Below are 25,411 nucleotides of genomic sequence, written 5' to 3' on the forward strand. Positions count from 1 at the left end.
TGCACGGAGCCGCGACTCGAGATCGGCGTCGAGGATCGGCAGGGCCAAGCTGGTGGTCACCTGATGAATACTCCCACGCGCCCGAGCAGGTCGATCAGGGCGCCCGGCACGATGCCCAGGAGCAGGGTGGCGGCCACGCCGACGGCGATGACCGTGGAGGTCAGGGCGCTGGGCCGGGTGACGCTCGGACCGTCGCCCACGGGGTCGGCGAAGAACATCAGCACGATCACGCGGACGTAGAAGTACGCCGCCACGGCCGACATCAGCACGGCCACGACCACCACGGGCCAGGCCCCGACGTTGAGCGCCGCGGCGAACACGGCCCACTTGCCGGTGAAGCCGGACGTCAACGGGATCCCGGCCAGCGCCAGCAGCAGGAAGGCGAAGAGGCCGGCCACGAGGGGCGACTCCTTGCCCAGGCCCTGCCAGCGGCTCAGGTGGGTGGCCTCGCCGCCGCCGTCGCGCACCAGGGTCACCAGGGCGAAGGCCGCCAGCGTGGTGAACCCGTAGGTGGTCAGGTAGAACAGCACGGCGCTGACGCCGGTCAGGCTGCCGGTCGGCACGTCGACCAGCGAGCGGATGCCGAGGAAGCCGGTGAGGATGAACCCGGCGTGCGCGATCGAGGAGTAGGCCAGCAGGCGCTTGACGTCGGTCTGGGTCAGCGCGACGACCGAGCCCACGACCATGGTCAGGATGGCGACGACCCAGATCATCGGCAGCCACTCGCTGCGGTTGGCCCCGAAGGCGACGTAGAACAGCCGGAGCAGAGCGCCGAACGCCGCCACCTTGGTGCCGGCCGCCATGAACGCGGTGACCGCCGTGGGGGCGCCCTGGTAGACGTCGGGGGTCCAGGAGTGGAACGGCACGGCGCTGACCTTGAAGAGCAGGCCGACGGCCATCAGGCCGATGCCGCCGATGAGCAGGCCCTCGTTGGAGGAGCCGGCCGCCACCGCGTCGGCGATCTGGGCGAAGCCCATCGACCCGGCGTACCCGTAGACCAGGGCGACGCCGTAGACGAAGAAGCCGGAGCTGAACGCGCCGAGCAGGAAGTACTTCATCGCCGCCTCCTGGCTCAGCAGGCGCCGGCGCCGGGCCAGGCCGCAGAGCAGGTAGAGGGGCAGCGAGAGCACCTCGAGCGCGACGAACATCGTCAGCAGGTCGTTGGCGGCCGGGAACAGCATCATCCCGGCGACCGCGAACAGCATCAGCGGGAAGACCTCGGTGTGCTCCAGGCCCTTGGTGGAGGCCTCGCGCTCGGCCTCGGTGCCGGGCAGGGCGGCGGCCTGGCCGGCGAAGGGCAGCAGACCGCCCTCCAGCGCGCGCTCCGCGAAGAGCAGCGTCGAGAGCACGGCCAGCAGCAGGACCAGCAGCCAGCAGAAGATCGCCGGGCCGTCGACGGCCAGGGCACCCATCGCGGCGACCTTGCCGCGGCCCGGCGTGGCCGAGCCCGGGTGCAGCCGGGAGAAGACGACGACCGCGAGGGCGAAGGCGGCCACGAGGCCGACCAGGGTCAGGCCGACCTGGGCGACGTAGCGGACGCGCCGGGGGGCGACGGCCTCGACGAGCACACCGAGGAGGGCCACGCCGAGCACGACCAGGACCGGGGAGACGGTGAGGTACTCGATCGTGGGCGCTGTGAAGCCGTTCACTTGGCTGCCTCCCCTGTGGTGACGGACGGACGGGGGTCGGTGGTGCCGACCTGCGACATCGTGTGCTTGACGACCGGCTCGAAGACGGCGATCAGCGGCTTGGGGTAGAAGCCCAGGACCACGATCATCACCACCAGCGGCGCCAGCGCGGAGACCTCGCGCACCGACAGGTCGGGCATGCCGTGCACGCCCTCGCGGACCGGCCCGGTCATCGTGCGCTGGTACATCCACAGGATGTAGATCGCGGCCAGGACGATCCCCGGCACCGCGAACGCCGCGGCCCACGGCGAGTGCACGAAGGCACCGACCATGACGAGCAGCTCGGAGACGAACGGCGAGGTGCCCGGCAGCGAGAGCGAGGAGAGCCCGGCCACCAGGAAGAGCCCGGCCAGGACCGGTGCGACCTTCTCCACGCCGCCGTAGGCGCGGATCGAGGCCGTGCCGCGTCGCTTGACCAGGAAGCCGACGACCAGGAACAGCGCGGCGGTCGAGAGCCCGTGGTTGAACATGTAGAGGTTCGCGCCCGACAGGCCCTGGCTGTTCATCACGAAGATGCCCAGGACGATGAAGCCGAAGTGGCTCACCGAGGTGAACGCGATCAGCCGCATCATGTCGTCGGAGGCGATCGCCATCAGCGCGCCGTACAGGATGCTGATCACGGCCAGGGTGATCACCACCGGCGTGGCCCACCGCGAGGCCTCGGGGAACAGCTCGAGGCAGAACCGGATCATCCCGAAGGTGCCGATCTTGTCCAGCACGCTGACCAGCAGCACCGAGGTGCCGGGCGTCGCGTTCTGGGTGGTGTCGGGCAGCCAGGTGTGCACCGGGAACATCGGCGCCTTGATCGCGAAGGCGATGAAGAAGCCGACGAACATCCAGCGTCCCGCAGCGGTGCCGAAGTCGAGCTTGGCCAGGTCCGAGACGAGGTACGACGGCCCGCCGGCCGACGTGGCCGACTCGACGTAGAGCCCGATCACGGCGGGCAGCATGACCAGACCGCCGAGCAGCGAGAACAGCAGGAACTTGACCGCGGCCCGGACCCGGTCGGGTCCGCCGTGGCCCGCGACGAGGAAGTAGACCGGGAAGATCACGGCCTCGAAGAAGACGTAGAAGAGGAACACGTCGGTGGCGGCGAAGACGCCGACCGAGAGGCCCTCGAGAGCCAGCACCCAGGCGAAGAAGCCCTTGGCGCCGAAGCGGCCCGCGTCACCGTCGTTCCACGACGCCGCGACCACGACCGGGGTGAGGATCACCGTCAGCAGGACCAGGGAGAGCCCCAGCCCGTCGACGCCCAGCGCGTAGTGGGCCCCGAAGAGCTTGATCCACACGACGTCCTCGGTGAACTGCGTGCCGCCGCCGGGCTGGTAGCCCAGCGCGATGCCGATGCCGATCACCAGGGTGAGGAGCGAGACGCCCAGCGCGACCCACTTGGGGGCCGAGGACCCGGCCCGGGCGGGCATCAGGGTCAGCACCACGGCGCCGACGATCGGGACCAGGAGCAGGATGGTCAGCCAGGGGAGATTCATTTCGGGGCCCCCGCGGAATCGTGGGTGGAGCGAGCTCTGCGAGTGGAGCCCGCGCTCTGTCGAATTCGGTGGCGGTGGGGTGAATTCATCCGAGGTTCACCACCACGAGTGCGAGAAGGACGAGGGCGGCTCCGGCGAGGACCGAGAGCGCGTAGGACCGGACGAAGCCGTTCTGGAGCAGCCGCATCCGGCTGGACAGGCCGGTCAGCGCCGACCCGGTGCCGACGGCACCGCCGTCGACCAGGCCGGCGTCGAAGGTGGCCAGGTTGCCCAGGAAGCGGGTGCCGGGGGCGACGATGACCGCGTCGTTGAACGCGTCGCCGTACAGGTCGCGGCGACCGGCCCGGGTGAACACCGACACCTGGGTGGGCGCCTCCCGGGGGACATCGCGCTTCATGAAGAGGACCCACGCGACCCCGACCCCGATCGCCACGACGGCGACCGCGAGGACGCTCAGGGCGATCGCCGGCAGCGGCGGCTCCTCGTGCGGGGCCACCCCGGTGACCGGGGACAGGAAGGTCACGATCCAGTTGTTGAGCAGGAGCACCCCGCCCAGGACCGAGAGGGCGGCGAGCACCATCAGCGGCACGGTCATCACCTTGGGCGACTCGTGCGGGTGGACCCCGGGCTCCCAGCGCTCCTTGGTCAGGAACGTCATCAGCATCAGGCGGGTCATGTAGAAGCCGGTGACGCCGGCGCCCAGCAGCGCGCAGACGCCCAGGACCGGGTTCTGCGCGAGGGCGGTCTCGATGATCTTGTCCTTGGACCAGAACCCGGCGAACCCGGGGAAGCCGATGATGGCCAGGTAGCCCATCGCGAAGGTCATGAACGTGATCGGCATGGCCTTGCGCAGGGCGCCGTAGTGGCGCATGTTCACGTCGTCCTCGGTGCCGTGCATGACCGAGCCGGCGCCCAGGAACATGTTGGCCTTGAAGAAGCCGTGGGTCAGCAGGTGGAAGATCGCGAAGGCGTAGCCGGCGACCCCGAGGCCCGCGGCCAGGACCATGTAGCCGATCTGGCTCATCGTCGAGCCGGCCAGCGTCTTCTTGATGTCGTCCTTGGCGCAGCCGATCCAGGCGCCCATCAGCAGCGTGATGGTGCCGATGATGGAGACCACGAGGCGGGCGTCGGGGGTGTGCTCGAAGATGAACTGCGAGCGCACGATCAGGTAGACGCCGGCGGTGACCATGGTGGCGGCGTGGATCAGGGCCGAGACCGGGGTCGGACCCTCCATGGCGTCCAGCAGCCAGGTCTGCAGCGGGAACTGCGCCGACTTGCCGCAGGCGGCGAGGAGCAGCAGCAGGCCGATCGCGGTCATCACCCCGGGCGCCGCGTCGGCGGTCAGGGTGGAGACCTTGGCGAAGGAGGTGCTGCCGAAGGTGACCACGATCAGGCCGATCCCCAGCGCGAGGCCGATGTCGCCGACGCGGTTGATCACGAACGCCTTCTTGGCCGCCGCGGCCGCTGACGGCTTGTGCTGCCAGAACCCGATCAGCAGGTACGACGCCAGGCCGACTCCCTCCCAGCCGAGGAACACCCCGACGTAGTCCGAGGCCAGGACCAGCACGAGCATCGCGGCGACGAACAGGTTGAGGTAGGCGAAGAAGCGACGCCGCCGCTCGTCGTGCTCCATGTAGCCGATGGAGTAGACGTGGATCAGCGACCCGACGCCGGTGATCAGCAGCAGGAAGAGCGCGCTGAGCGGGTCGTAGAGGAGCCCGGCCTGGACCGACCAGGACCCGGTGGAGAACCACTGCCACAGGTCGACGCCGAGCTGCCGGTCCCCCGCGCCCCGCCCGAGCAGGCCCACGAAGAGCACCACCGAGCACACGAAGGAACCGACGACCGCGGCGGTCCCGAGCAGGTGGCCCCAGCGGTCGCTGCGGCGCCCGGCGAGCAGGAGCACGAGGGCCCCCAGCGCCGGGAGCGCGATCACGAGGACGAGCGGGACGGCGAGCGCGCCGGCGGCCGTGGGGTCGACCACCGGCACCTGGTGGCCCCCCTCGGTCGCGAGCGCGCTGAGTCCGGATGTGGTCACAGGGAGCCCCTCAGTACTTCAGCAGGCTGGCGTCGTCGACCGAGGCCGAGCGACGCGTACGGAAGATGGTCATGATGATCGCGAGCCCGACCACGACCTCGGCGGCCGCCACGACCATCACGAAGAACGCCGCCACCTGCCCGTCGAGGTTGCCGTTGGCGCGGGCGAAGGTGATCAGCGCCAGGTTGCTGGCGTTGAGCATCAGCTCCACGCACATGAACACCACGATGGCGTTGCGCCGGGTCAGGACCCCGATCGCCCCGATGGTGAACAAGATCGCGGACAGCACGATGAAGGGTGTGGTGCTCACCGTCCCGCACCCCCCTCGACCGAGTCGTCCCGCTCGGGGACGGTCTGGTCGCCGCCGCCGATGCGCTGCACCTGGGTGGCGCTGCCCGGGGAGCGGTTGACCGACCCGCGGGCCGCGAGCACGCGCGAGATGGAGCTCTCGGCCACGGAGCCGTCGGGCAGCAGGGCCGGGGTGTCGACCGAGTTGTGCCGGGCGAACACGCCGGGGGCCGGCAGCGGACCGAGGTGCGCGCCGGTGGCGGCGTACGCCTTCATCCGGTTGCGGGCCACGTCGGCCTGCGACAGCTTCGGGGTCAGCCGCTCGCGGTGGGCGAGCACCATCGCGCCGAGCGCGGCGGTGATCAGCAGCGCCGAGGTGATCTCGAAGGCGAAGACGTAGCGGGTGAAGAGCAGCTTGGCGATGGCCGGCACGTTGCCGCCGGCGTTGGCCTGGGTCAGCCCGGTGACCACACCGGTGCCGACCTGCGCGACCCCGAGGACGAGGGTGGCCCCGAAGAGCAGCCCGACCAGGACCGCGAACAGGCGCTGGCCGCGGATCGTCTCCACGATCGAGTCCGAGGCGTCGACCCCGACCAGCATCAGCACGAAGAGGAACAGCATCAAGATGGCGCCGGTGTAGACGATGATCTGCACCGCGAAGAGGAAGGGCGCGTCCTGCACGGCGTACAGCACGGCGAGGCTGATCATCACCACGGCCAGCAGCAGCGCGCAGTGGACGGCCTTGCGGGCGAACAGCACGCCCAGGGCGCAGGCCACCATCACCGGGGCCAGGAGCCAGAAGGCGATCATGCCGGGGCCTCCTCGTCACGACGCCGCAGCGTGCCGCGGTAGTAGTCGCCCTCGTCCGAGCCCAGCCGCATCGCGTGCGGCGGCTGCTCCATGCCGGGCAGCAGCGGCGCCAGCAGGTCGGACTTCTCGTAGATCAGGTCGGCGCGGTTGTTGTCGGCCAGCTCGTACTCGTTGGTCATCGTGAGCGCCCGGGTCGGGCACGCCTCGATGCACAGGCCGCACAGGATGCAGCGCAGGTAGTTGATCTGGTAGACGCGGCCGTAGCGCTCGCCGGGGCTGAAGCGCCCCGAGCCGTCCCCGGAGTCGTCGGGGCCGTCGACGTTGGAGGCGCCCTCGACGTAGATCGCGTCCGCGGGGCACGCCCACGCGCACAGCTCGCAGCCGATGCACTTCTCCAGGCCGTCGGGCCAGCGGTTGAGCTGGTGACGCCCGTGGAAGCGCGGGGCCGTGGGCTCCTTCTGCTCGGGGTACTGCTCGGTCACGACCTTGCGGAACATCGTCCGGAAGGTCACCCCGAACCCGGCGACCGGGTCCCAGAGCTGCTCCTTGAGCGACGCCATCAGCGTTCCTCCCTCACGGGCATGGGCGGCACGGGGTAGCCGCCGGCGAAGGCGTCGAAGGGCTCGTCGGCCTCGACGCCGTGGTCGGTCTCGTCCTTGTCGGGCACGAACAGCAGTGCGATCACCAGCACCGCGAGGACCGCGGCGACGCCGAAGAGCCACGGACGGCTGAAGCCGCCGCGCAGGTCGACGACGCGGATGGCGGCGACGGCCACGATCCACACCACCGAGGTCGGGATCAGCACCTTCCAGCCGAACGCCATGAACTGGTCGTAGCGCAGTCGGGGCAGCGAGCCCCGCAGCCAGATGAAGAAGAAGATGAAGGCCAGGACCTTGCCCATGAACCACAGGAACGGCCAGTAGCCGGAGTTGGCGCCGGCCCAGAAGCTGTCGATGAAGAACGGGGCGCGCCAGCCGCCGAGGAACAGCGTCGTGGCCAGCGCGGACACGGTCGCCATGTTGATGTACTCGGCGAGGAAGAACAGCGCGAACTTCAGCGAGGAGTACTCCGTGTGGAAGCCGCCGACCAGCTCGCCCTCGGCCTCGGGGAGGTCGAAGGGCGCACGGTTGGTCTCCCCCACCATCGCGATCACGTAGATCACGAAGGACGGGATGAGCGTGAAGACGTACCAGACGTCCTTCTGGGAGTTCACGATCTCCGAGGTCGACATCGAGCCGGCGTGCAGGAACACCGCGACCAGGGCCAGGCCCATCGCGACCTCGTAGGAGATCATCTGGGCGCTCGAGCGCAGCCCGCCCAGCAGGGAGTACGTCGACCCGCTGGACCAGCCGCCGAGCACGATGCCGTAGATGCCGATCGAGGCGATCGCCATCACGAAGATGACCGCGACGGGCATGTCGGTCAGCTGCAGGGGCGTGCGGATGTCGCTGAACGGGACCTTGACCACGGGGCCGAAGGGGATCACCGAGAAGGTCACGAACGCCGGGATCACCGCGATCACCGGGGCGATCACGAAGACGACCTTGTCGGCCGCCTTGGGGATGATGTCCTCCTTCAGCGCCAGCTTCACGCCGTCGGCCAGGCTCTGCAGCAGGCCGAAGGGACCGTGGCGGTTCGGGCCGATGCGGTGCTGCATCCGGGCCACGACCCGGCGCTCCCACCAGATGTTGAACAGGGTCAGCAGCACCAGGACCACGAAGATCAGCACGGCCTTGACGATGACCAGCCAGACCGGGTCCTTGCCGAAGTCCGACAGCGTCGTCGCGGTGTCCAGCGGCGCCAGGAGCGAGTGGCTCATCGGGTCCCTCCCACGATGGTGGTGATCGAGACCGAGCACCCGGCCGGGCCCACGAGGCGTCGTACCGGCAGGCCGGGCGCGCTGGCGGGGGCCCACACGGTCCCCGGCGCCAGGTCTCCCACGGCGATCGGCAGGTCGACCGAGCCCAGCGGACCGGCCAGCGTGACGGTGTCGCCGACGCGGGCGCCGAGGCGCTCCAGGGTCGCGGCCCCGACGTGCAGGACCGGTCGGCGGGCGGTCAGGCGCAGGTTGTCGTCGCCGTCCTGCATCCGGCCGTCGTCCAGGAGCTGCTTCCAGGAGGCGAGCACCAGCTCGTCGTCGTCCTCGCCGAGCTCGGTGCGGTGCGGCTGGTCGGCCACGACCGGGTCGCTGACCAGCGAGCGCTCGCCGTCCCACGGGCCGACCTGGCCCATCTCGTCCCAGACCTCGTCGGCGGTGCGGAAGCCCAGACCCTGGTGGAGCCCGGTGCCCATCTCCTCGGCGATGCCGGCCAGCACGCGCAGGTCGGGCAGGGCGCCGGCGCGGTGCAGGACCTGGCCGAAGTGGCGCACCCGTCCCTCCCAGTTGACGAACGTGCCCGAGCGCTCGGTCACGGCCGCGACGGGGAAGACCACGTCGGCGGCCCGGGTGACCTCGGACTCGCGCAGCTCCAGGGCCACGACGAAGCCGGCGGCGGCCACGGCCTCGCGGGCCAGGACCGGGTCGGGGAGGTCGTCGAGGTCGACGCCGCCGACCACGAGGCCGCCGAGCTCACCGGCGGCAGCCGCGGCGACGACGGCGTTGCCGTCGCGGCCGGGCAGCTCGGGCAGGTGCTCGACGCCCCAGGCGGTGGCCAGGTCGACGCGGGCGGAGGCGTCGGCGACCGGGCGGCCACCGGGCAGCAGGGTGGGCAGCGCGCCGGCCTCGACCGCGCCACGGTCACCGGCACGGCGCGGGATCCAGGCCACGCGGGCGCCGGTCGTGGCCGCCAGCCGGGCGACGGCGGCCAGGGCGCCGGGCACCGTGGCCAGGCGCTCGCCGACGAGCACCAGGCCGCCCGCGTCCAGGGCGACCGACCCGTCGTGGGCCAGCGCCTCAATCGCGGCGGTCTCGGCACCGGGGCGGGTGGGGATCAGCGTCCCGGACATCTTGTGCAGGCCGCGCGAGGTGAACGGTGCGATCGAGTAGATCGGCAGGTGCCGGCCCCGAGCCGCCTTGCGCAGGCGCAGGAACACGCTGCCGGCCTCGTCCTCGGGCTCGAACCCGACCAGGACCACCGAGCGGGCCGACTCCAGGTCGGCGTACGTCACGGCGCCGGTGTGGGGGCCGGTGAGCGCGACCGTGGCGGCCAGGAAGTCGGCCTCCTCGGCGGAGTGCGCGCGGGCCCGGAAGTCGACGTCGTTGGTGCCCAGCGCGACGCGGGCGAACTTGCCGTAGGCGTAGGCGTCCTCGGCGGTGAGGCGACCCCCGGTGAGCACCCCGACGCCGCCGGCCTCGCGGGCGGCGGCCAGGCCGCGGGCGGCGACCACGAAGGCCTCGGGCCAGCTGGCGGCGCGCAGCTCGCCGTCCTCACCCCGCACCATCGGGTAGGTCAGGCGGTCGGGACGCGTGGCGTAGGTGAAGCCGAAGCGGTCCTTGTCGGTGATCCACTCCTCGTTGACCTCCGGGTCGTCGCCGGCGAGGCGACGCATCACCTTGCCGCGACGGTGGTCCACGCGGATCGCCGAGCCGGACGCGTCGTGCTCGGTGACCGACGGGGTCGAGACCAGGTCGAACGGCCGCGAGCGGAAGCGGTACGCCGAGGAGGTGAGCGCGCCGACCGGGCAGATCTGGATGGTGTTGCCGGAGAAGTAGCTCTCGAACGGCTCCTTCTCGTAGATCCCGACCTGCTGGAGTGCGCCGCGCTCGACCAGCGCGATGAACGGGTCGCCGGCGATCTGCTCGGAGAAGCGGGTGCAGCGGGCGCAGAGCACGCAGCGCTCCCGGTCGAGCAGGACCTGGGCCGAGATGTTGATCGGCTTGGGGTAGAGCCGCTTGTGCTCGGTGAACCGGGTCTCGCCGCGGCCGTTGCTCATCGCCTGGTTCTGCAGGGGGCACTCGCCGCCCTTGTCGCAGACCGGGCAGTCCAGCGGGTGGTTGACCAGCAGCAGCTCCATCACACCCTGCTGGGCCTTGTCGGCGACCGGCGAGGTGGCCTGGGTGTTGACGACCATGCCGTCGGCCACGGTCAGGGTGCACGAGGCCTGCGGCTTGGGGATCGGGCGACCGTTGCCCCCGTCGGGGACGTCGACCAGGCACTGCCGGCACGCGCCGACCGGGGCCAGCAGCGGGTGGTCGCAGAACCGCGGGATCTGGACCCCGATGGTCTCGGCGGCCCGGATGACCAGGGTGTTCTTGGGCACCGACACCTCGACGCCGTCGATGGTCACGGTGACCTCGTCGGAGCGCACGGGAGCCTTCTGCTCGCTCTTCTCGGGGGCGGTCGTCATGCGGGGTCCCCTCGGAAGGGTGGGCGGGAGGAGCGGAGCGGGGGACGCCCGCCGTTCCGTGGGGTGCTCACGCCAGGGCCCCCTCGGTGGCGAAGACCGTGGAGGCCTCGCGGTCGAAGGGGCAGCCACCGTGGGTGAGGTGGGCGACGTACTCCTCGCGGAAGTGCTCCAGCGAGGAGGTGATCGGGCTGGTCGCACCGTCACCCAGCGCGCAGAAGGAGCGGCCGAGGATGTTGTCGCAGACGTCGTCGAGCAGGTCGAGGTCGGCCTCGGTGCCCTTGCCCTGCTCCAGGTTGGCCAGGGTCTGCACCAGCCACCAGGTGCCCTCGCGGCACGGGGTGCACTTGCCGCACGACTCGTGCTTGTAGAACTCCGTCCACCGCAGCACCGCGCGGACCACGCACGTGGTCTCGTCGAAGAGCTGGAGGGCGCGGGTGCCGAGCATGGACCCGACGCCGGCGACGCCCTCGAAGTCGAGGGGGACGTCGAGGTGCTCGGCGGTGAGCAGCGGGGTGCTCGAGCCGCCCGGGGTCCAGAACTTCAGCTCGTGGCCGTTGCGCATGCCGCCGGCCAGCTCGAGCAGCTCGCGCAGGGTGATCCCCAGCGGCGCCTCGAACTGACCCGGGTTGGTGACGTGGCCCGAGAGCGAGAAGATCCCGTAGCCCTTGGACTTCTCGGTGCCCATCGAGGCGAACCACTCCGCGCCCCGGTCGATGATGCTGGGCACCGAGGCGATCGACTCGACGTTGTTGATCACCGTGGGGCTGGCGTAGAGCCCGGCCACCGCGGGGAAGGGCGGACGCAGCCGCGGTTGCCCGCGACGACCCTCCAGGGAGTCCAGGAGGGCGGTCTCCTCACCGCAGATGTAGGCGCCGGCGCCCGCGTGGACGATGAGGTCCAGGGAGTAGCCGGTGCCGCCGATGTCCTCGCCGAGGTGCCCGGCCAGGTAGGCCTCCTGCACCGCGCGCTGGAGGCGACGGATGACGTGCAGGATCTCGCCGCGCACGTAGATGAAGGCGGTGTGGGCCCGGATCGCGTAGGCGCTGATGATCACGCCCTCCACGAGGGTGTGCGGGCTGGCCATCATCAGCGGGGTGTCCTTGCAGGTCCCCGGCTCGGACTCGTCGGCGTTGACGACGAGGTACTTGGGGTTGGGGTTGTCCTGCGGGATGAAGCTCCACTTCATGCCCGTGGGGAAGCCCGCCCCGCCGCGGCCGCGCAGGTTGGAGGCCTTGACGGCCTCCACCACCTCGGAGGGCTCCATGGCCAGGGCCTTGCGCAGGCCGTTGTAGCCGCCCTGCGCCTCGTAGGCGGCCAGGGTCCAGGACCGGTCGCTGCCCCAGTTGTCGGTCAGGACCGGCGTCAGGGTGTCGATGGGGGTGCTCACTTCTCGTCCCCTCCCGTGTTGTCGGGGTTGTCCTCGTGCTTGGCCTCGGCACCGGACTCCTCGACCGCGGAGTCGGACCTCGTCTGCTCGGACTCGGGGGCGCCAGCTGCCTTGCCCTCGGTCGTGGAACCCTGCGCCGCGTCGGCGCCCTGGTCCTTGTCGTCGCGGGCCTCGCGGGCCTGCTCGTCGCTGGGGGCGGTCCACCCGCGCTCGGCGGCGATCCGGCGGCCCACCAGCGAGGCGGGGCCCGCGGAGGGACCCTCGTCGGCCAGGTCGTCGGGGAAGCCGGCGAGCACGCGCTCGGCCTGGCGCCAGGTGACCAGGCGGGGGCCGCGGGTCGAGGCGCGCTCGACACCCGAGCGCAGGTCGTCGACCAGGTCGGTGGCCGAGGCCGGGGTCATGTTGTCCATGAACTCCCAGTTCACGGTCATCACCGGGGCGTAGTCGCACGCCGCGTTGCACTCGATGTGCTCGAGGGTGATGCTCCGCCGGCCCTCCTCGTGGGGGGTGGTCTCGTCGTTCCCGACGTCGAGGTGGTCCTTGAGCCGCTCGAAGATCTGGTCGCCGCCCATGACGGCGCACAGGGTGTTGGTGCAGACGCCGACGTGGAAGTCACCCACGGGACGGCGCTTGTACATCGTGTAGAAGGTCGCCACCCCGCTCACCTCGGCGGCACTGATGCCCAAGATGGCCGCGCACGCCTCGATGCCGCGGGCGGTGACGCGACCCTCGGCGCTCTGCACGAGGTGCAGCATCGGCAGCAGGCCCGAGCGGGCCTGGGGGTAGCGCGCGGCGACCTGCTCGAGCTCGGCGTACGTCGCGGGGTCCAGGGGCTCCTCGCGGGCCACCTGGGTCGTGGACGTGCCGGCCGCGGTCGTGTCGTCGTCGATCCCGGGGATCCGTCCCTCGCTCATCGGGGTCCCCTCACGGTTGTCGGCTGACGGAGCGAAGCGGGTGAAGTCGGGAACCGGGTGGGGTGGTTCATCGATCGACACCTCCCATCACGGGGTCGATCGAGGCGATGGCGACGATGACGTCGGCGACCTGGCCGCCCTCGCTCATCACCGACGTGGCCTGCAGGTTGACGAAGGACGGGTCGCGGAAGTGGACCCGGTAGGGGCGGGTGCCGCCGTCGGAGACCACGTGGGCGCCGAGCTCGCCGCGGGGTGACTCGACCGGCACGTAGGCCTGGCCCGGAGGGACGCGGAAGCCCTCGGTGACCAGCTTGAAGTGGTGGATCAGGGCCTCCATGGACTCGCCCATGATGTGCTTGATGTGGTCGAGCGAGTTGCCCATGCCGTCGCTGCCGATCGCCAGCTGGCTGGGCCAGGCGATCTTCTTGTCCGCGACCATGACGGGCGCGCCCTCGAGGCCGGCCAGGCGGTCGACGGCCTGCTCGACGATCTTGAGCGACTCCCACATCTCGTCCAGACGGATCCGGAAGCGGCCGTAGGCGTCCATGCTGTCGCGGGTCGGGACCTCGAAGTCGTAGTCCTGGTATCCCGAGTAGGGCTGCATCTTGCGCAGGTCCCAGGGGTAGCCGGTCGAGCGCAGCACCGGTCCGGTGATGCCCAGCGCCAGGCAGCCGGCGAGGTCGAGGTGGCCCACGCCCTGGAGGCGGGCCTTGAAGATCGGGTTGGCGTTGCAGAGGGCGGCGTACTCCGGCAGGCGCTTCTTCATCAGGGTGAGGAAGTCGCGGATCGCGTCCAGGCCGCCGGGAGGCATGTCCTGGGCGACGCCGCCGGGGCGGATGAACGCGTGGTTCATCCGCAGGCCGGTGATCAGCTCGAAGAGGTCGAGGACCAGCTCGCGCTCGCGGAAGCCGATCGTCATCACGGTCAGCGCGCCGATCTCCATGCCGCCGGTCGCGATCGCGACCAGGTGGGAGGAGATCCGGTTGAGCTCCATCAGGAGCACCCGCATGACCTGGGCCTTCTCGGGGACGTCGTCGACGATGTCGAGCAGGTGCTCGACGCCGAAGACGTAGGTCGCCTCGTTGAAGAACGGGGAGAGGTAGTCCATCCGGGTGCAGAAGGTGACGCCCTGCACCCAGGAGCGGAACTCCATGTTCTTCTCGATGCCGGTGTGCAGGTAGCCGATGCCGCAGCGGGCCTCGGTGACCGTCTCGCCCTCGAGCTCGAGGATCAGGCGGAGCACCCCGTGGGTCGAGGGGTGCTGGGGACCCATGTTGACCACGACCTTGTTGTCGTGCTCCTCCTCGATCCCGGCGGTGATGGAGTCCCAGTCCTGCCCGGTGACGGTGAAGACCCGCCCCTGGCTGGTCTCGGCCTCGCTGGCGGCGTACGGGTCCTGCTCGGTGGTGGCCATCAGTTGTAGCTCCTGCGCTGGTCGGGCGGCGGGACGGTGCCGCCCTTGTACTCCACGGGGATGCCGCCCAGCGGGTAGTCCTTGCGCTGGGGGTGGCCCGGCCAGTCGTCGGGCATCTGGATGCGGGTCAGGGAGGGGTGACCGTCGAAGATCACGCCGAAGAAGTCGAAGACCTCGCGCTCGTGCCAGTCGGCCGTCGGGTAGGTCGCCACGACGCTGGGGACGTGGGGATCGGCGTCGGGGGCGGTGACCTCGAGGCGGATCCGACGGTTGTGGGTCATCGAGAGCAGGTGGTAGACGACGTGCAGCTCGCGACCGCGGTCCTCGGGGTAGTGGACCCCGCTGACGCCCGAGCAGAGCTCGAAGCGGAGCCGCTCGTCGTCGCGCAGGTGGCGCACCGTCTCCACGAGGTCCTCGCGGCGCAGCTGGAAGGTGATCTCGCCGCGGTGGACCACGACCTGCTCGACGGCGCGGTCGAGGCCGGCCGTGCGGTGGACGTCGGCCAGGGCGGTGGCGACCTCGTCCATCCAGCCGCCGTACGGCGGGGCCGAGGGGGCCGGCATCTCGACCGGACGGGTCATCCGGCCGTAGCCGGAGGTGTCGCCGGTGCCGCGGACGCCGAACATGCCCTCGCGGCGCCCGATCCGCTCGCCGCCGGAGTCGGGGACGTTCTCGGGGGTGCGGTCGGTGGCGTCGACGTCGGTGCCGGGGCTCGCTGACGTGGAGTCGTTCACCTCATCAGGCCCTTCATCTGGCCGGTGGGCAGCGCCTGGAGGCCGGCGGTCTCCTGCTCCTCGATCTCCTTGAGCCGGTTCGGGCCGAGCTTGGTGGCCTGGACCTGGTCGTGGAGCTTGAGGATGGCGTCGATCAGCATCTCCGGGCGGGGCGGGCAGCCCGGGAGGTACATGTCGACGGGGACGATGTGGTCGACGCCCTGGACGACCGCGTAGTTGTTGAACATGCCGCCGGAGCTGGCGCACACGCCCATGGCCAGGACCCACTTGGGCTCGGCCATCTGGTCGTAGATCTGGCGCAGCACCGGGGCCATCTTCTGGCTCACCCGGCCCGCGACGATCATCAGGTCGGCCTGGCGCGGGCTGGCGCGGAAGACCTCCATGCCGAAGCGGGCCAGGTCGTACTTCGGCCCGCCGCTGGTCATCATCTCGATGGCGCAGCAGGCCAGGCCGAACGTGGCCGGCCAGAACGACGCCTTGCGCATGTAGCCGGCGACGCCCTCCACGGTGGTGAGCAGCACCCCGCTCGGCAGCTTCTCCTCGAGTCCCATCAGTGGTGTCCCCTCGTCGTGCGTCGCGCCGACCCGGCGAGGGTCGGTCCGCGGTCGTGCGTCGGCGCGGCGTGCGCCGCGCGCGGTTGGTCGCTCCCGGTCAGTCCCACTCGAGCCCACCGCGGCGCCACACGTACACGTAGGCGACGAAGACAGGGACGATGAACAGCACCATCTCGACCAGTCCGAAGAGCTCCATCTGGTCGAACGCCACGGCGATCGGGTAGAGGAACACGATCTCGATGTCGAAGACGATGAACATCATCGCGGTGATGTAGTAGCGGACCGGGAAGCGGCCGCCACCGACGGGCTGGGGGGTGGGCTCGATCCCGCACTCGTAGGAGTCGAGCTTGGCGCGGTTGTAGCGCTTGGGACCGGTGAGCGTGCTGACGGCGACGGAGAAGATCGCGAAACCGGCCGCCAGCACCATCAGCGCCAGGACAGGTGTGTAGAGCTGCATCGAACCTCCTCGAGAGCGCCGTGGTCGTGAACATGTGAATGCATTCACGAACTGTGACGCAAGCAGCATAGAGGTCTGCGTCACACCCCCGACACCCCCTCCCCGGGGTGGTCAGGTCCCGATCCGGTCACGGACCGAGGACTCGTCCGACAGACCCGGACAGACCGGACCCGCGTCGGCGGTGGGGTCAGGCGGGGTTGTACGCCCGGTGGAGCGCGACGATGCCGCCGGTGAGGTCGCGCCACTGGGCGCCGGTCCAGCCGGCCGCCTCGATCCGCGCGGCCAGGGCCGGCTGGTCGGGCCAGGCCCGGATCGACTCCGCGAGGTAGACGTAGGCGTCCGGGCTGGAGGAGACCGCGCGGGCCACCGGCGGCAGCGCCTTCATCAGGTACTCAAGGTAGACGGTGCGGAACGGCGACCACGTCGGGCTGCTGAACTCGCACACGACCAGCCGGCCGCCGGGGCGCACCACGCGGCTCATCTCGCGCAGGCCGGCGTCGGGGTCGACCACGTTGCGCAGGCCGAAGGAGATCGTCACCGCGTCGAAGGTGTCGTCGGCGAAGGGCAGCGCGGTCGCGTCGCCCGCGGTGAAGGGCAGGTGCGGCAGGGCGCGCTTGCCCACGGCCAGCATCCCGACGGAGAAGTCGCACGGGACCACCTCGGCCCCGCGGTCGCGGAACGGCTGGGACGACGTGCCCGTGCCGGCGGCCAGGTCGAGCACCCGCTCTCCCGGCTGCGGGTCCACGGCCTCGACGACCTGGTGGCGCCAGCGGCGGTCCTGGCCGAGCGAGAGCACGTCGTTGGTCAGGTCGTAGCGCTTCGCGACGGCGTCGAACATCGCCTGCACCTCGGCGGGCTGCTTGTCCAGGTCGGCGCGGGTCATCGGGTGATCACCCGCCCAGCCTAGGGCGACGGCGGGTGACGCCCGGGACCGCCTGGTCGGAGCCGGGCGACCCCGAGCAGGGACCGGGCACCGGACCGTCCGGGGTCGGGGCGCGGGCCCTGTCCGGGGCTCACGTAATCTCGGGAGCGTGAGCAGCCCCCGCGTCGAGGACGCGCCCGCCCGGCAGCTGCGGGCCCGCACCACCGAGCTGGTCACCGCCTCCCTGCCCGCCGCGCTGGTCGAGCTGCTCCCCGCGCAGGACCCGATGGCCTGGTTGCGCCGCGGCGAGGGCATCGTCGCCTGGGGCGTGGCGGCGCGTCGGCGTACGTCGGGGCCGGACCGGTTCGCCGACGCCAGCGACTGGTGGCGCGAGCTGGTCGCCGCCGCCGAGGTCCACGACGAGGTCGCGCTGCCCGGCACCGGCCTGGTCGCCCTGGGCAGCTTCGCCTTCGCCGACGAGCCCGGCGACAGCGTGCTGGTCGTCCCGCAGGTGGTCGTCGGCACCCGTGGCGGACGCAGCTGGGTGACGGTGGTCGAGGACCTCGCCACCGTCGACGCCACGGTGCCGCCGACCCTCCCCGACCTGCACGTCCAGGACGCCCCGCGACCGCCCCGCGGCGTCACCTTCGCCGACGGCGCGATCTCCGGCGCCGCGTGGGAGGTCGTCGTGGCCGACGCCGTCGCGCGGATCACCGCCGGCGAGCTGGAGAAGGTCGTCCTGGCCCGCGACCTCGTCGCCACCGCCGAGGAGGACGTCGACGTGCGCTGGCCGCTGCGGCGGCTCGCCGCGGAGTACGCGATGTGCTGGACCTTCCACGTCGACGGCCTCTTCGGCGCCACCCCCGAGATGCTGGTGCGGCGCGAGCGCGGCCTGGTCACCTCGCGCGTGCTGGCCGGCACCATCCGCCGCACCGGGGACGAGTCGCGCGACGCGGCCCTGGCCGGTCAGCTGGCGCGCTCCTCCAAGGACCTCGAGGAGCACGAGTACGCCGTCCGCTCGGTCGCCGAGGCTCTCGCGCCGTACTGCTCCTCGACCAACGTGCCCGAGGTGCCCTTCGTGCTGCACCTGCCCAACGTGATGCACCTGGCCACCGACGTCGCCGGCGTGGTCCACGACGGCCCGGAGGGTCGCCCCGAGGGTCAGGGGGCGACGGTCCTCGAGCTCGCCGCCGCGCTGCACCCCTCGGCGGCCGTCGGCGGCACCCCGACCAAGGTCGCGGTCGAGCTGATCGCCGAGATCGAGGGCATGGAGCGGGGCCGCTACGCCGGCCCGGTCGGTTGGATGGACGCCGCCGGCGACGGCGAGTTCGGCATCGCGCTGCGCTCGGCCGAGCTCTCCGGCCCGCAGGTCCGGCTCTTTGCGGGCTGCGGCGTGGTCGCCAGCTCCGACCCGGCCTCGGAGCTGGCCGAGGCGCAGGCGAAGTTCCTGCCCGTGCGCGACGCGATCACCGACTAGGGCGACCGGACCTCCGGGTCGACCCGGTCCCGGACGTGCGCAGCCCCGCCACCATCGGGGAGGGGTCGGGCGGACGGGGCGCGGGCACGGCCTCGTGCTGGCGCTCGCGGACCGCGAGCTTGATCTGCTGGAGGTTGTTGCGCAGCAGGTCCGAGACCAGCTCGTCCATCCGGGGGTCCTGGAGCATCCCGATCAGGACGCGCAGGGTGGTCTCGCTGACCTGGCCCACGATGGTGTCGTAGCCCGGGAGCCGGCCCACCACCCGCGACGAGGGGTCCTCGCGGACCTTCTCCGCGACCAGCGCGACCAGCTCGTCGTGGTTCTCGACCAGCGCCGCGGAGATGTTCTTGGTGTAGTGACCGGTCTGGATCACGTCGGCGACCTCGTCGAGGACCGCGATCGTGATCGGGCGCTTGACCAGGTCGACGGCCCACTCGCTGACCTTGTTGATCCGGCGGATCACGAAGGGCGCCCGCATCCCCCGGCGCACGAGCGCCCGGGTGAGCAGGGCCGCGAGCACGCAGACCACCACGAAGGCGGCCAGCGCCAGCAGCACCAGCTCGGTCACCGAGCGGCTGGCCAACCAGTCGAGCACGGCCTAGAGGTCCTGACCGGCGGCGAGACGCACGAAGGCCTGCTCGCGGGGCTCCAGGAACGCGCCGAGCAGGGAGTCGACCACCCCGAGACCGAGCTCGCTGTAGACCGCGTCGTGGATCGCCAGCGAGCGCGGGGCGGCGACGTCGCGGGCGAAGTCGATGCACTCCCCGATCTTCAGCCACGGGGCGCTGACCGGGAGCAGCAGCAGGTCGACCGACCGGTCGGGGACGGTGAGCGCGTCGCCGGGGTGGAAGACGACGGTGCCCTCCACCTCGAGCAGGAAGCCGGAGTTGTCGAGCCCGGGGAGCTCGGGGTGGATGACCGCGTGGCGCTCCCCCACGGCCTCGACGGGGACGCCGACGTCGCCGCGCTCCCCCGGCGCCAGGACGGTGGTGCGCTCGGCGAGGTCGGGGGCGTCCTCGCGCAGCCGGGCCGCGACCCCGGCCACGGTCAGGATCGGGGCGTCGGTGCGGCGCAGGCGCTCGACGTCGTAGTGGTCCGGGTGCTCGTGGGTCAGCAGCACCGCGGTGGCGCCGTCGACGGCCTCGGGGTCGGTGAAGCAGCCGGGGTCCAGGACCAGCACGTGGTCACCGGTCTCGACCCGCACGCAGGCGTGCCCGAACTTCGTCAGTCGCATGCGCGCCAGCCTAGTGAACCGCCCCGCGGGGCACCGGGTCCCCGGCCAGGTCGCGGCCTCAGCCGGTGAGCTGGTCCACGAAGCACCAGCGCCAGTCCTCGCCCGCCTCGGCCGAGCGCATCACCTCGTGGCCCGTCTCCTCGAAGTGGCGGCTGGCGTGGCGCTGGGGCGAGGAGTCGCAGCAGGCGATGTGCCCGCAGACCACGCACATCCGCAGGTGCACCCACGCGGTGCCCTCGCGCAGGCAGTCGCCGCACTCCTCGGGGGTGTCGGGCTCGACCGGGGCGCGCACCATCGCCAGGTGCTCGCAGCCGCCCTCGAAGGAGGAGGCGGCCCGGGCGTCGCGGATCTGCTCGCGGTCGCTGCTGCTGTGCTCGAGCATCGACTCCTCGACGTCGAGCATGGCCAGCACCTCGTCGATGACCTCGTGCGGCACGGTGCCGGTGCTGCGCACCTCCAGGACGCGGCCGCGCTCGGCGTCGATCATCATCCGGCGCCAGCGGTTGTAGGTCTCGCTGGGGTTCTCCTGCTGGTTGGGGCCGACCCGCTCCCAGGCGGCGAAGTCGCGGCGCCGCACCCGGTCGCGGATGGTCTCGGCGACGTCGTGGGGGTCGTCCTCCTCCAGCTCGTCGAGCTTGGCCAGCCCCGCGGCGGAGGCCTGGTGGAGCAGGTTGGCGCGGGCCAGCGCGTCGGCCCCGGGGTCCGGCGAGGGCACCTTGAGACGGCGCGCGAACCACGGCAGCGACAGGCCCTGGACGAAGAGCGTGGCGGCGGTGACGAAGAAGGCGACCAGCAGCAGGATGTCGTGGTACGGCGTGCTCGGCGGGATGACGAAGGCGGCGGCCAGGGTGACCACGCCGCGCATGCCGGCCCACCCCAGCAGGAACGTGTACGCCGCCGGGGGCTTGCCCGCCGAGCCGCTGCCCGGCCGGACCAGCAGGTAGCGGACCAGGAACACCCAGACCAGCCGGAGCACCACGACCGCGACCAGGGTGGCCACGCACACCGTCAGCACGGTCGCGACGCTCGCCTTCCCGCTGAAGGCGTCGGCGATGACCGTGCGGGCCTGGAGGCCGATCAGCAGGAACACCGCGCTCTCGAGGATGAACTGGATGCTGCTCCAGTTCAGCCGCATCGCGATCCGCGACTGGGCCGTCTGCAGCACCGCCGAGCGGTGACCGAGCAGCAGCCCGACCACGACGACCGCGACCACGCCCGAGGGGTGACCGGTGTGGTCGTGGCCGGTGGGGATCGCGATCTCCTCGGCCGTCACGTAGGCCGCGAACGGCGTCAGGAAGCCCAGCGCGCTGTCGATCGTGGTCTCGGTGGTGTGCTTGCGCACGAAGCCGATCACGACGTAGAAGGCGAGCCCGACCAGCACGCCACCCACCGCCGCCACCAGGAAGTCCCCGCCGACGACGGTCCAGGAGACGGTCACCGTGAGGGCGGCGATGGCGGTGTTCAGGGCCACCAGCGCGGTCGCGTCGTTGAGCAGCGACTCGCCCTCGAGGATCGTCACGATCCGCCGGGGCAGCCCGATCCGGCGCCCGATGCTGGTGGCGGCCACGGCGTCGGGGGGCGCGACGACAGCGCCGATCGCCAGGGCGGCGGGCCACCCGACGTCGGGCAGGAGCGCGTGGACCAGGACGCCGACGCCCAGGGTGGTCACGATGACCAGCCCCACCGAGAGCAGCAGGATCACCCGGCGGTTGGCGTTGAAGTCGACCAGGCTCGTCTGCAGCGCCGCGGCGTACAGCAGGGGCGGGAGGAGTCCGAAGAGGACCACCTCGGGCTGGAGCTGGACGTCGGGGACGAAGGGCAGGTAGGAGCCCAGGACCCCGGCCACGATCAGCAGCAGGGGTGAGGGCAGGTCGGTCTTCGAGGCGATCCCGGCCACGGCGACGACGACCACCACGATGCCGACGAGGGTGACGACGGTGTGCACCGGACCATTCTCCCCCGTCCCCGGCCCGGTGACGACCACGGGGAGGGGCGGTCGGGGCTCCCGCTCAGTGCGCCAGGGCGCGGATCGCCTCGTCGAGCTCGCGCCGGTCGTCGCGGCGCACGACCGCCTCCACGACCTCGATGCCGCCGTTGGGCGAGGACAGGGCGTGCTCCAGCTCGGCCCGGTCGTGGACCCGCCAGTGCGGGGTGCGGGTCGCGGCGCACAGCGCCCCCAGGTCGACCCCGTGCGGGGTGCCGAAGAGCTTCTCGAAGCTGGCCGCGTGGGCGGCACCGCCCTGCTCGAGGGTGGCGAAGATCGAGCCGCCGTCGTCGTTGGCCACCACGACGGTCAGGTCGGGCCGGGCCTCCTCGGGGCCGAGCACGAGGGCGGACGTGTCGTGCAGGAACGTCACGTCGCCGACGTACGCCGTCGCGCGGGTGCTCCGGTCGCGGGCCAGCGCCGCCCCGATCGCGGTCGAGAGAGTGCCGTCGATGCCGGCCAGCCCGCGGTTGGCCAGCACCATCCGGCGCTCGCCGACCGGGTGCGCCCCCGCCATCAGGTCCAGGTCGCGGATCGGGTTGGAGGCCCCCACGACCAGGAGGCCGCCGGGCGGGTTGGTGCGGTCGACCACCTGCGCGACGTCGTACGGCGTGAGACCGGGGCGCCGCGCCACGAAGGCGTCGATGCGCCCGGCCAGCTCGCGGTCGGCCGTGCGCCATTCCTCCAGCCAGGCGGGGTCGTCGGGCTCGGCGCGCACGGCGGCGTGCGCGGCCGCGACCGGGAAGGGTCGGGTCGGCCAGCGGCCGGCGGCGGGGACCGAGACCACCTCGACGTCGGCGCGCGCCAGCAGCCGGGCCACCGGGCGCGACAGGGTCGGGTGGCCGTGCACGACGACCCGCTCCACCCGCTCGCCCAGCGACGTGCCCAGCAGCAGCCGGTAGGTGCGGATCGCGTGGGTGCCCGTGCGCGACCCGCTGCTCGGCTCGGCCAGGAGCGGCCAGCCGGCCTCCTGGGCCAGCACCCGCGCGGGCGGTCCGGCGTCGTCGCCGGCGACCACCACCGTGCGCGGGCCGCTCGGCAGCAGGACGCCCTCGTCCTCGCGGCGCCACGGGTGCCGCCGGGGACCGTCGTCGCGGTCCGGGGTCGGGGTGGCGGTCGCGGACGCGCGGCTGCTCGCCCCGGACGGCACGAGCGGGTCGTCGAGCTGCACGTCGAGGTGCAGCGGGCCGGTCGCGCGTCCGCCACCGTCCGCGAGGCCCAGGGAGACAGTGGCGGCCTGCTCCAGGGCCGCGTCGTCGGGGCGGTCCAGGTCGACGAAGGCGGCCGCGTCGCCGAAGAGCCGGACCTGGTCGGTGGTCTGGTTGGCGCCGGTGCCGCGCAGCCGGGCGGGGCGGTCGGCGGTCACCGCGACCAGCGGCACCCCGGCGTGGGCGGCCTCGAGGACGGCCGGGTGCAGGTTGGCGGCCGCGGTCCCGGACGTCGTGACCACGGCGACCGGACGCCTCGAGGCCTTGGCCAGGCCGAGCGCGAGGAACGCGGCCGTGCGCTCGTCGATCCGGGTGTGCAGCCGCAGGCGGCCCTGCGCGGCGGCGTCGGCCAGGGCGAAGGACAGCGGCGCGTTGCGCGACCCGGGGCACAGCACCGCCTCGCTCATCCCCCGGGCGACCAGCCGGTCGACCAGCCAGGTGGCGAGCTCCTCGGCGGGGGCTGGGCCGGGCTCTGCGGTGGGGCTCACGACCGTCGATCCTGCCGTACGCCGTCGGGGCCGGCCAGGTCGCCCGCACGCGACGGGTCGAGCAGCGCCGCCACGTCCGCCAGCCGACGCGCCCAGTGCTCGACCCGGTCGGCCGGGGCGGCGAGCCGGGCCAGCCGCGCCGGGTCGACCTCGGGCCGCCGCACCGGGAGCCGCCCGTCGACCGGCAGCAGCGGCTCGGTCACCACGTCGTCGACCAGCAGCTGCACCGTGGCCAGGCCGCAGGCGTGGGGCAGCTCGGGCAGGGCCGCGGCCAGGGCGACCCCGGCCGCGATCCCGACGCTGGTCTCCACCGCGCTCGAGACCACCACCGGCAGGCCGATGTCCTCGGCGATCCGCAGGCAGGCCCGCACCCCGCCCAGCGGCTGCACCTTCAGGACCGCGATGTCGGCGGCCTCGAGGTCGCGCACGCGGTAGGGGTCCTCGGCGCGACGGATCGACTCGTCGGCCGCGACCGGCACCTCGACGCGGCGACGCAGGCGGGCGAGGTCCTCGACGTCGGCGCAGGGCTGCTCGACGTACTCCAGACCGCCGGCGGCGCGCTCCAGGACGGGGAGGCGTCGCCGGGCCTCCTCCAGCGTCCAGCCGCCGTTGACGTCGATGCGCACCAGCCCGCCCGGTCCTCCGGCGTCGAGCGCGTCCCGGACGGCCTCGAGGCGGGCCTCGTCCTCGCCGGGGTCCTGGCCGCGCTCGGCGACCTTGACCTTGGCGGTGCGGCACCCCGCCGAGGCCAGCACGATCTGCCGCGCCCGCTCGGGGTCGCAGGCGGGGACCGTGACGTTGACCGGGACGCTCGTGCGCACGGGGTCGGGCCAGCCCAGGTCGGCGGCCTCCCGGGCGCAGGCCAGCCAGGGCGCGGACGTGGGGTCGTCGTACTCCAGGAACGGGCTGAACTCCCCCCAGCCCGCGTCCCCGCGCAGCAGCACGCCCTCGCGGACGGTGATGCCGCGGAAGCGGGTGGCCAGCGGCACCGCGAACACCGAGGGACGCGACGGGTCAGCCACGGGCGGCCACCTCCTCGGCGGCCAGGCGGCGGATCGCGAGCCGGTCGGGCTTGCCGTTGGCCAACCGCGGCAGCTCGCGCAGCACCACCAGGCGCCGGGGCGCCCACGTCCGCGGCTCCACCAGGTCGCGCACGCCCGCCAGCGAGACCGGGTCGCGCGCCTCCACCACGGCGGTGACCAGCTCACCCCACTCCTCGTCGGGCACGCCCACCACCTCGACCTCCAGGACCGCGGCGTCGGCGGCGACGGCGGTGGCCACGGCCCGGGCCGGCACCTTGACGCCGCCGCTGATGATCACGTCGTCGGCGCGGCCCAGCACCCTGAGCCGGCCGTCGGCACCGAGCTCGCCGAGGTCGTCGGTGCGGAACCAGCCGTCGGTCATCACATCCGCCGTGCGCTCGGGCTCGTCCTCGTAGCCGGTGAACAGCACGGGCCCCCGCAGCTGCACCTCGCCGTCGTCGGCGATCCGGACCTCCACGTCGTCGAGGGGCCGACCGTCGTACACGCAGCCGCCGCAGGTCTCGCTCATGCCGTAGGTCTGCACCACCCGGAGGCCGCGCTCCTCGGCCTCCGCGCGCACCCGGGGGTCCAGCGGCCCGCCGCCGATCAGCACGGCGTCCAGGCGGGCGAGGTCCTCCCACCCGCCGGCGGACGGGTCGCCGCGCAGGAGGCGGAGGAGCTGCGTGGGCACCAGCGAGGCGTAGACCCGCTCCCCCGCGGCCGCGTCGGCGGTGCGGCCCCAGTCGCCGTCGTGGACGATCGGCTCGGTCCCGGCCAGGACGCTGCGGAACAGCACCTGCACCCCGGCGACGTACGTCGGGGGGAGGTTGAGCACCCACCGTCCCGGTCCCCCCAGGCGCGCGTGGGTGGCCCGGGCCGAGGCCCGCAGTGCGGCCCGCGAGAGCACCACGCGCTTGGGCGCCCCGGTCGAGCCGCTGGTGGCGATCACCAGCGGCTGCGGGTCGGGGGCCGCGTCCCACGCGCGCAGGAGGTCCAGGACGTCTGCGGCGGAGCCGGAGACGGGTCGCAGGCTGCTCACGCAGAGCACGCTAGCCCGATGCGCCGACGGCCCCCGACC

General features: G+C 72.4%; 22 protein-coding genes. 1 reads left to right on the plus strand and 21 read right to left on the minus strand.

Annotation, left to right across the window (positions count from 1 at the left end; genetic code table 11):
- Nucleotides 1–56 precede the first annotated feature (56 nt).
- From nuoN to ACYVDA_RS10290, 15 genes are all read right to left on the minus strand, one after another.
- On the minus strand, nt 57–1,649 hold the full coding sequence (nuoN, locus tag ACYVDA_RS10220) for an NADH-quinone oxidoreductase subunit NuoN (RefSeq protein ID WP_460817921.1): 1,593 nt from the start codon (nt 1,647–1,649) through the stop codon (nt 57–59).
- Entirely contained in the window at nt 1,646–3,175 is a 1,530-nt protein-coding gene (locus tag ACYVDA_RS10225; RefSeq protein ID WP_460817923.1) for an NADH-quinone oxidoreductase subunit M, read from the minus strand. The genes nuoN and ACYVDA_RS10225 overlap by 4 nt, the downstream gene beginning before the upstream one ends.
- Nucleotides 3,176–3,260: 85 nt before the next feature.
- Nucleotides 3,261–5,159 carry an NADH-quinone oxidoreductase subunit L gene (nuoL, locus tag ACYVDA_RS10230; protein ID WP_460818167.1) on the minus strand — a complete coding sequence of 633 codons (1,899 nt, stop codon included), beginning with the start codon at nt 5,157–5,159 and terminating at the stop codon, nt 3,261–3,263.
- Between the two features lie 64 nt (nt 5,160–5,223).
- On the minus strand, nt 5,224–5,523 hold the full coding sequence (nuoK, locus tag ACYVDA_RS10235) for an NADH-quinone oxidoreductase subunit NuoK (RefSeq protein WP_460817925.1): 300 nt from the start codon (nt 5,521–5,523) through the stop codon (nt 5,224–5,226).
- Nucleotides 5,520–6,311 carry an NADH-quinone oxidoreductase subunit J gene (locus ACYVDA_RS10240; RefSeq protein WP_460817927.1) on the minus strand — a complete coding sequence of 264 codons (792 nt, stop codon included), beginning with the start codon at nt 6,309–6,311 and terminating at the stop codon, nt 5,520–5,522. The genes nuoK and ACYVDA_RS10240 overlap by 4 nt, the downstream gene beginning before the upstream one ends.
- Entirely contained in the window at nt 6,308–6,871 is a 564-nt protein-coding gene (gene nuoI, locus ACYVDA_RS10245; protein WP_460817929.1) for an NADH-quinone oxidoreductase subunit NuoI, read from the minus strand. The genes ACYVDA_RS10240 and nuoI overlap by 4 nt, the downstream gene beginning before the upstream one ends.
- The gene (gene nuoH, locus ACYVDA_RS10250) at nt 6,871–8,130 is read right to left on the minus strand and encodes an NADH-quinone oxidoreductase subunit NuoH (RefSeq protein ID WP_460817931.1); all 1,260 of its coding nucleotides are present in this window, start codon (nt 8,128–8,130) and stop codon (nt 6,871–6,873) included. The genes nuoI and nuoH overlap by 1 nt, the downstream gene beginning before the upstream one ends.
- Nucleotides 8,127–10,598: an NADH-quinone oxidoreductase subunit G gene (locus tag ACYVDA_RS10255; protein WP_460817933.1), complete on the minus strand. Its 2,472-nt coding sequence runs from the start codon at nt 10,596–10,598 to the stop codon at nt 8,127–8,129. Before ACYVDA_RS10255 ends, nuoH begins: the two co-directional genes overlap by 4 nt.
- 67 nt (nt 10,599–10,665) lie before the next feature.
- Nucleotides 10,666–11,985, minus strand: a complete 1,320-nt coding sequence (gene nuoF / locus ACYVDA_RS10260) for an NADH-quinone oxidoreductase subunit NuoF (RefSeq protein WP_460817935.1) — start codon at nt 11,983–11,985, stop codon at nt 10,666–10,668.
- A complete protein-coding gene (gene nuoE, locus ACYVDA_RS10265) occupies nt 11,982–12,899 on the minus strand; it encodes an NADH-quinone oxidoreductase subunit NuoE (RefSeq protein ID WP_460817937.1) in 918 nt (305 codons plus the stop codon). The genes nuoF and nuoE overlap by 4 nt, the downstream gene beginning before the upstream one ends.
- 67 nt (nt 12,900–12,966) lie before the next feature.
- Nucleotides 12,967–14,313: an NADH-quinone oxidoreductase subunit D gene (locus ACYVDA_RS10270; RefSeq protein ID WP_460817940.1), complete on the minus strand. Its 1,347-nt coding sequence runs from the start codon at nt 14,311–14,313 to the stop codon at nt 12,967–12,969.
- On the minus strand, nt 14,313–15,047 hold the full coding sequence (locus tag ACYVDA_RS10275; protein ID WP_460817942.1) for an NADH-quinone oxidoreductase subunit C: 735 nt from the start codon (nt 15,045–15,047) through the stop codon (nt 14,313–14,315). Before ACYVDA_RS10275 ends, ACYVDA_RS10270 begins: the two co-directional genes overlap by 1 nt.
- Nucleotides 15,044–15,598, minus strand: a complete 555-nt coding sequence (locus ACYVDA_RS10280; protein ID WP_460817944.1) for a NuoB/complex I 20 kDa subunit family protein — start codon at nt 15,596–15,598, stop codon at nt 15,044–15,046. Before ACYVDA_RS10280 ends, ACYVDA_RS10275 begins: the two co-directional genes overlap by 4 nt.
- Nucleotides 15,599–15,698: 100 nt before the next feature.
- Nucleotides 15,699–16,058 (minus strand): NADH-quinone oxidoreductase subunit A, encoded by a 360-nt coding sequence (locus ACYVDA_RS10285; protein WP_460817946.1) that lies wholly within the window; start codon nt 16,056–16,058, stop codon nt 15,699–15,701.
- A 187-nt stretch (nt 16,059–16,245) separates the two neighbouring features.
- A complete protein-coding gene (locus ACYVDA_RS10290) occupies nt 16,246–16,941 on the minus strand; it encodes a demethylmenaquinone methyltransferase (protein ID WP_460817950.1) in 696 nt (231 codons plus the stop codon).
- A 148-nt stretch (nt 16,942–17,089) separates the two neighbouring features.
- Here ACYVDA_RS10290 and ACYVDA_RS10295 point away from each other — a divergent pair, with 148 nt between their 5' ends.
- Nucleotides 17,090–18,397: an isochorismate synthase gene (locus ACYVDA_RS10295; RefSeq protein WP_460817952.1), complete on the plus strand. Its 1,308-nt coding sequence runs from the start codon at nt 17,090–17,092 to the stop codon at nt 18,395–18,397.
- Here the strand turns inward: ACYVDA_RS10295 and ACYVDA_RS10300 are convergent.
- The 6 genes from ACYVDA_RS10300 to ACYVDA_RS10325 form a co-directional block, all read right to left on the minus strand.
- On the minus strand, nt 18,387–18,992 hold the full coding sequence (locus tag ACYVDA_RS10300) for a hypothetical protein (RefSeq protein ID WP_460817954.1): 606 nt from the start codon (nt 18,990–18,992) through the stop codon (nt 18,387–18,389). The genes ACYVDA_RS10295 and ACYVDA_RS10300 overlap by 11 nt on opposite strands.
- 3 nt (nt 18,993–18,995) lie before the next feature.
- A complete protein-coding gene (locus tag ACYVDA_RS10305; protein ID WP_460817956.1) occupies nt 18,996–19,631 on the minus strand; it encodes an MBL fold metallo-hydrolase in 636 nt (211 codons plus the stop codon).
- A 58-nt stretch (nt 19,632–19,689) separates the two neighbouring features.
- A complete protein-coding gene (locus ACYVDA_RS10310; protein ID WP_460817958.1) occupies nt 19,690–21,576 on the minus strand; it encodes a cation:proton antiporter domain-containing protein in 1,887 nt (628 codons plus the stop codon).
- A 64-nt stretch (nt 21,577–21,640) separates the two neighbouring features.
- Nucleotides 21,641–23,311: a 2-succinyl-5-enolpyruvyl-6-hydroxy-3-cyclohexene-1-carboxylic-acid synthase gene (gene menD / locus ACYVDA_RS10315; RefSeq protein ID WP_460817961.1), complete on the minus strand. Its 1,671-nt coding sequence runs from the start codon at nt 23,309–23,311 to the stop codon at nt 21,641–21,643.
- On the minus strand, nt 23,308–24,333 hold the full coding sequence (locus ACYVDA_RS10320) for an o-succinylbenzoate synthase (protein ID WP_460817963.1): 1,026 nt from the start codon (nt 24,331–24,333) through the stop codon (nt 23,308–23,310). The genes menD and ACYVDA_RS10320 overlap by 4 nt, the downstream gene beginning before the upstream one ends.
- Entirely contained in the window at nt 24,326–25,372 is a 1,047-nt protein-coding gene (locus ACYVDA_RS10325) for an AMP-binding protein (RefSeq protein ID WP_460817965.1), read from the minus strand. The genes ACYVDA_RS10320 and ACYVDA_RS10325 overlap by 8 nt, the downstream gene beginning before the upstream one ends.
- Nucleotides 25,373–25,411 lie beyond the last annotated feature (39 nt).

Source organism: Nocardioides korecus, from assembly GCF_054778395.1.